Origin of the sequence: Hymenobacter latericoloratus, from assembly GCF_014199535.1 — a bacterium.
Lineage (GTDB): Bacteria > Bacteroidota > Bacteroidia > Cytophagales > Hymenobacteraceae > Hymenobacter > Hymenobacter latericoloratus.
Map to the genome: position 1 here is coordinate 1 of NZ_JACHNV010000020.1, position 5,432 is coordinate 5,432.

A 5,432-nucleotide genomic window follows, 5' to 3' on the forward strand; every position below is an offset into this window, starting at 1 on the left:
CAGCAGCAGGCCACGACCCCGAAGGAGCAGCAGTCGGCCGACTGGAGCCGCGCCCGCCAGGAGATTGGCCGCGCCCTGAGCTACACGGCGGGCCAGGCCCGCAGCTTCGACGAGCTGCGCGAGGCGCTGCGCCCGCGAGGCATCGAGCTGGAGCTGACGCGGCGCAAGGACGGGAGCCCGGCCGGGGTGGTGTTTGCCCAGGACGGGCACCGGGTGAAGGGCAGCCAGGTGGGCCGGGCGTACAGCGCGGGGAATCTGGAAGCAGGCTTTGCCAAGGCCCGCGAGCTAGGCCACGACCCGGCCCAGCAATGGCAGCAGCTGGGCCAGGATTACGCGCTGGCCAAGCTGGCGGCCGAGTACGCCCAGGCCAAGCAGCGGCAGGCCCAGCAGCAGCTGAGCCAGCAGCCATCCCAAGGCCTAGGGATGGGAGATTAACTTTTCAGCAACGACCGATGCAGGAGCTATTGGAAGATATTAACGCGCTACGGCGGGGTATTGAGACGCTGAACAAGCGCAGCTTGGAGCAGGGCCGGCCGGTGAGCCGGGCCGAGCTGGACGAGGTGCTGGCCACGGTGAAGCAGGAAGTGCGCTTTACCATCAACTACCAGGGCGTAGCGGAGGCCATCCAGCCGCACCTGGCCACGCCGGCGAAGGTGGAAAAGACGCTCACCACGGGCACGGCGCAGCTGCAGCAGGTGATTGACCGGATTCCGCGTAGCGTGCCCGTGGTGGGGGAAGTCTGGGGCTTTACCCATGTGCGGCTGGGGGTGGGGGTGGTGGCCCTGCTGCTGATGCTGACCAGCCTGAGCACCTACCTCTGGAAAGAGAAGGCCGCAGCCGAGGCGCAGGTAGCGCAGCTGCAGCAGGAGCAGGCCCAGAAAAAGCGGGCGCTGGAGTGGCTGACGAAGGGCTATTGGGACCTGAAACGGGACAATCCGAAGGTGGTCAAAAAGTATTTCCCACAGTAGGGCTTTTAGAGGTCTTCTCAGGAAACGGAGAATACAGCACGTTAAGCGCCCACAAGCCGCGTCCTGAGCACAGAGAAGGAACAGTCAACCGTTTACCTTACGTACCCTAAGCCGTCTCATTCATTCCTTGTTCTATGTCCGATTCCCGTTTTTCCCGCCGTGACTGGCTCAAAACCACGGCGCTGGCCACCACGCCGCTGCTGCTAGGCCCCTTGCCCTCCTTCGCCGAAGCCCCGGCCCCCGGCAACACCCCGCCGCTGAGCGCGGCCGACATTGCCGCCATCGAGGCCGCGATGGGCAAGAAAGGGGCCTACGTTGAAGCGCAGGCCACGCACAGCACCCCGTTGCCGCGCAACGACTTGAAGGTGACCATCAAGGGGGAGCCGGTGCCCATTGCCTTTGGTTTTGGCGGGTGGGTGGCCATCAAGCACACGCTGGACGGCAAATCGGCCATGCTCATGAGCGACACGGTGCTGCTGCAGGAGGAAGTCAACCCGCTCATGTCGGCCGCGCTGGCCCAGGGGCTGGAAATCGGGGCCGTACACAACCACTTCTTTTACGAGGAACCGCGCATCTTCTACATGCACATTCACGGCATGGGTGCCCCGGCCGAGCTGGCCCGCAAGTTTGCCGCCGCGCTCAAGGACTCCAAGTTGCTGCCGGCCAACCAGCCGAAGCCCAGCGGCGGCACCCCGGCCGCGCAGGCGGGCAACAACGCTACGTCGGCCCCCGGCCCGCCCACCGGCAAGGAGCTGTTTGATATTCCGGCGCTCGACAAAGTGGTGCAGTACCAGGGCACGGTGAACGGCCCCACCTACAAGTATACCGTGGGCCGAGCGGACCTGCAATCGGTGATGATGGGCACGGAAATGACCGCCGCCATTGGCCTGAACTCGTGGGCCGCGTTCGCCGGCAAGCAAGCTGACGCGCATGTGGCCGGCGACATTGCTATGCTGGAGCACGAAGTAAACCCGGTTATAAAGGCCCTGCGCGCCCACAATCTGGAGGTCGTGGCCGTGCACAACCACATGCTGTTTGACCAGCCGCGCATGATGTTCCTGCACTACTACGGTCGCGGCCCCGCCGCGCAGCTGGCTACCGGCTTCCGTGCCGCCCTCGACCAGTTGGGCAAGGGCAAAGCGGGCATGAAGATGAAGCACTGACGCGCCGGTAAATCGACCCCGTTTTTTAGGGGCCTAAACCGGAAAAGTACCACGCGCCGGCACCGGGGGCGGTGGGGAGCAAAACCGCACGGATTCCAAGATTGCTCCTATAAGCGACATTATGTTAAGGGATAAAACCGGGATGACGGACCCGCTTTTTGCACTCTCCCCACTGCCCCCTAAATCCTATCTGACTAGCCTACCAGCGGAGCCGGTAGGGCCGGGACGAAGTCGTCAAATACCTCGTAGCTGATGATTTTGTAACGACGGGCGTAGGCCCGCAGGTGCACGGCAATAATCCGCTCTCTGGTGGCACGATCGGAGCCCGGGGTGTACTCGATGACCATCATCCGCTTTTCGGCTTCCTGAGCCATCAAGAAGTGGCACGGAATGGCTTGTTGCTCGGCCTCGGTGAGGTGCACCGCGTTGCCGGGCTTCAAAACGACGAGTTCGAGGTAGATTTTTTGGCGCATCGGAGGGAGGGGCTCAGGCGGGCTTAGGGGCTTTGGCCGCGACCAGGCCCAGGCGCACGAGCAGCAGCCCGCCCGGATTGCGCGAGGCTTTGACCTTGCCCGTTTTCAGGTCGTGGTTGTAGCGGTTCACTTCCGCGACGTGGGCCGCACTGGCCAGGATGGTAGCCCGGTGTTTGGGGTCGGTGATGCGCAGCTCGTCCAAGATGCGGGCGGCGTTGTCGAAGTGGCTTTGTTGAACGCCAGGCACGTCCTGAACAGTGGTTACTAAGTCGAAGGGAATGGTTTCCGCTAAGGCTTGCCGCTTGATGGTAAAGACGATGTTTTTGTAGGTTCTAACCCGTTTTTCAAGCTTATAGCTGATGTGCAATTCAGTATGCTCATTGATTTGCTTTACGGCCACATCCAGCACACTTTCCCGAAAATCACTCATCCTGATAGCTTTATCCTTGCCTTTGTCATCAAGCAAGCCCAGCATCATCTTGAACTCCTGAATGTCATACTTTTTGGATTCGCCCTGGTCTTTCCACTGACTGCAATACTGATAAATCCGCTTAGCATACTTGCTAGTGAGGCGCAGTGCCGAAGCCAATTCATAGCTAGTGAAGTTCTCTTTCAGGTCAAATAGATAGGGGGTAATGTCCTCTGTGAGCTTGATTTCAATGATTCCTTGCCCAAGTAGGTAGTCCACACGCTGGAACATCCAGAGTTGCCGGTACCGGGTTTCGGTTTGCACCTCAAAGACACGGCTACCCATGTCAGCAGTCGCCTTATGGAGATAGGCAGCGTTATATTTTTTGCCAGTTAATGAGGATAAATCCTTGATGTTCAATTCATAAACCCTGTCCTGCTGGTCTTTTCGGAGCTTAGAGATAAGAAAGAACAGCAAATCAAGCTGCAGCTCCGAATACTCGTACCGAGCATTGGTTAAAGCATTGTGTTGGCGAACTTCTAGGTCCTTGCTCATAGTGTCCTAATGGCTGATTACTGGGCAATTATAAGAAAGAAACGGGTATCGTATTCGGATTCCGTTTTTAAATTCCGTTTCTCACCCACTAAAACCCGTTTTCAAACCCACTAAAACCCGTTTCTCACCCACTAAAACCCGTTTCTCACCCACTAAAACCCGTTTCTCACCCACTAAAACCCGTTTTTAAGTGTCATAAATAGCTGTAAATCAACATGAAAGCAGCCCCTCAAATAAGACAAATAAGCTCAAATACACCAATTGTTGTTTCGCGCGAGGCAAAAAAGCTTCTAGGGCTTGTTCGAGAGTACAACGGCGCGAGCAAAACAAAAACAGCAAAAGTCCTAGAGGCCAGTGACTTGCGAGCATTCAATAAAGTATATATTATTGGTAATCAACGGTTTATAAACCTTATTGTTGAGCTTATGTGCTGCTTTGAACTCCGGAATACTGTGCCCACAGAAACGGTAGCAGCTAAGGCCACAGGTCAGGAAAGGAGTACAAGAGGGGAAAGTAAGCGCACCGGGACAGGAGGCAATGACCAGGTGGGAGAAGGTGGCCAGATGGGGCAGCTGGAGGCGAGAGCAAGGTGGCCACGTTGCCGGCAGGGGAGCACCAGAAGTAGGAGGCAGGAGGTAACCGGAAGGGTGCAAGAGTTGGAACGGAAACCAACGGTAAAACCAACTGGGAGGCGCAGCGAAAAGAGTGGGCCAGGGGTTGCGCGTACGTGCGGGGAGCCGTACCTTGTGGGCCTAGTCCACATCGTTCAACGGTTTTCGCAAGATGTGTTTCCTGAATCGCGCTTCGCGCAATTCAGGAAACCCGTTCGCCCGTTGGGCTCACTACACTTGCCCCTTCGGGGACCTCCCTATGGCAGACCTAGCAGCTCCTGATTCACCTCCCCACCGCCCCCGAAAAGGAGGCCGGAAGGCCGGCCCGTTGGCCGAAAAACAGCGCCACGTCGTGAGCGTCCGGCTCACGGACGCGGAGCACGAGCGCCTGACCCGTGAGGCCGAGCGGTATCAGCTGAGCCAGGGGGAAGTGCTGCGGTCGGTGTGGCGCAAGCAGAACACGGCCACGAAACTGCAGGCCCCGCCGACGCCGGAGGAAGCGCGGCAGCTGGCGCAGCTGGCCGGCATGGCGGCGAACCTGAACCAGCTCACCAAGCTGGCCCACCTGGGCCAGGACCAGCGCAGCGGGGCCACGACGGTACTCGGGCAGATGCACCAGCTGCTGAAGCGGCTCACGGGCGAAGGGGCATGATTGGAAAAGTGAAGGTGAACCAGTCGTTCGGGGCGATGTGTGCCTACGTGCTGCAGGAGAAGGCCCCCGGCAAAGGGGCCGAAGTGCTGGCCGCGCACGGGGTGCGCACGGACAGCGCCGCGCACATGGCGGCGGACTTTGACGCGGTGCGGGCCATGCGTCCCGGATTGGGAAAAGCGGTGCTGCACGTGGCGCTGGCCTTTCCGGTCGAGGAAAAGGAGAAGCTGACCAATGAGGTCATGGGCCGTATTGCCCAGGACTACCTAAAAGGGCTGCGAATCGACCCGGAGAACACGCAATGGGCCGTGGTGCGGCACCAGGACAAAACCCACCCGCACATGCACCTGGTGGTGAACCGGGTGGATCTGGACGGGCAGACAGTGAGTGACCAGTTTATCCGCTCCCGGAGCGTGGACGTGTGCAAGGGCATCGAGCAGGACTACGGACTGATTGTGGCCGACCAGGTAGGGCACCGGCAGGCCCGCGAAATCGGGCCGACCCCCAAGCAGCAGCAGGCCACGACCCCGAAGGAGCAGCAGTCGGCCGACTGGAGCCGCGCCCGCCAGGAGATTGGCCGCGCCCTGAGCTACACGGCGGGCCA

The 5,432-nt window shown here is 59.7% G+C and carries 7 protein-coding genes; 5 read left to right on the forward strand and 2 right to left on the reverse strand.

Features of this window, described 5'->3' with window-relative positions:
• The 3 genes from GGU46_RS21760 to GGU46_RS21770 form a co-directional block, all read left to right on the forward strand.
• Positions 1-435, forward strand: a 435-nt coding sequence (locus GGU46_RS21760) for a relaxase family protein (RefSeq protein ID WP_183405620.1), incomplete at its 5' end; no start/stop codon positions are given.
• Between the two features lie 17 nt (positions 436-452).
• Positions 453-968, forward strand: coding sequence for a hypothetical protein (locus GGU46_RS21765; RefSeq protein ID WP_111480863.1), 516 nt, complete (start codon positions 453-455; stop codon positions 966-968).
• 134 nt (positions 969-1,102) lie between these two features.
• Positions 1,103-2,131 (forward strand): DUF1259 domain-containing protein, encoded by a 1,029-nt coding sequence (locus tag GGU46_RS21770; protein ID WP_111480862.1) that lies wholly within the window; start codon positions 1,103-1,105, stop codon positions 2,129-2,131.
• Between the two features lie 194 nt (positions 2,132-2,325).
• Here the strand turns inward: GGU46_RS21770 and GGU46_RS21775 are convergent, their stop codons facing one another.
• Positions 2,326-2,604, reverse strand: a complete 279-nt coding sequence (locus tag GGU46_RS21775; protein WP_111480861.1) for a hypothetical protein — start codon at positions 2,602-2,604, stop codon at positions 2,326-2,328.
• Positions 2,605-2,617: 13 nt separating this feature from the next.
• Positions 2,618-3,568, reverse strand: a complete 951-nt coding sequence (locus GGU46_RS21780) for a RepB family plasmid replication initiator protein (RefSeq protein WP_183405621.1) — start codon at positions 3,566-3,568, stop codon at positions 2,618-2,620.
• 870 nt (positions 3,569-4,438) lie between these two features.
• Between GGU46_RS21780 and GGU46_RS21785 the strand changes: the two genes are divergently transcribed.
• Positions 4,439-4,831: a plasmid mobilization protein gene (locus tag GGU46_RS21785; RefSeq protein WP_183405622.1), complete on the forward strand. Its 393-nt coding sequence runs from the start codon at positions 4,439-4,441 to the stop codon at positions 4,829-4,831.
• Positions 4,828-5,432: relaxase/mobilization nuclease domain-containing protein (locus GGU46_RS21790; protein ID WP_183405623.1), on the forward strand; the 605-nt coding region annotated here is incomplete at its 3' end. The genes GGU46_RS21785 and GGU46_RS21790, both read left to right, overlap by 4 nt.

Excerpts from the sequence above, each read along its gene's own strand:
- GGU46_RS21785 (WP_183405622.1), top strand. The coding sequence starts at position 4,439 with ATGGCAGACCTAGCAGCTCCTGATTCACCTCCCCACCGCCCCCGAAAA.
- GGU46_RS21780 (WP_183405621.1), bottom strand. The coding sequence starts at position 3,568 with ATGAGCAAGGACCTAGAAGTTCGCCAACACAATGCTTTAACCAATGCT.
- GGU46_RS21765 (WP_111480863.1), top strand. The coding sequence starts at position 453 with ATGCAGGAGCTATTGGAAGATATTAACGCGCTACGGCGGGGTATTGAG.
- GGU46_RS21775 (WP_111480861.1), bottom strand. The coding sequence starts at position 2,604 with ATGCGCCAAAAAATCTACCTCGAACTCGTCGTTTTGAAGCCCGGCAAC.
- GGU46_RS21770 (WP_111480862.1), top strand. The coding sequence starts at position 1,103 with ATGTCCGATTCCCGTTTTTCCCGCCGTGACTGGCTCAAAACCACGGCG.